This window comes from Corallococcus exercitus, assembly GCF_003611585.1.
GTDB classification, from domain to species: domain Bacteria; phylum Myxococcota; class Myxococcia; order Myxococcales; family Myxococcaceae; genus Corallococcus; species Corallococcus exercitus.
In genome coordinates, this window is record NZ_RAVW01000950.1 from 1 (window position 1) to 383 (window position 383).

At 38.4% G+C, this 383-nt stretch carries 1 protein-coding gene; it reads right to left on the reverse strand.

Going from position 1 to position 383, the window contains the following annotated elements:
• Positions 1 to 173: 173 nt before the first annotated feature.
• The coding region (locus D7W79_RS46700; RefSeq protein WP_147442410.1) for an oligoendopeptidase F family protein at positions 174 to 383 on the reverse strand (210 nt) is incomplete at its 5' end.

Sequence of the window (383 nt, forward strand, 5' to 3'; positions counted from 1 at the left end):
CAGGTGAATCATCATCACAATCATCTGCTTTAATCTTCGGTGGTTTACTCAGTCTATTAGGACTTGGTTTATTACGTCGATCATCTAAACAAAACCGTTCTTCAATGAAATAAGCATCACATTAAAAAACCCCTGATTGTGCGATGATGTGCAATCAGGGGTTTCATTCTATATTAAATTTCAGTCGTTAATGACTCTAATTCGTCCACTAATTCGCCAATATAAGCAATCGTATCTTTAAGTGGTTGATCTGTTGTGACATCGATACCTGCAAGTTGTGCCAATTCAACAGGGGACATACTTCCACCTGCGCTTAATGTGTTCAACCAATCTTGAACAGCAGTCTCACCTTCATTTTTAATACGTTGTGCCATAATCGTACC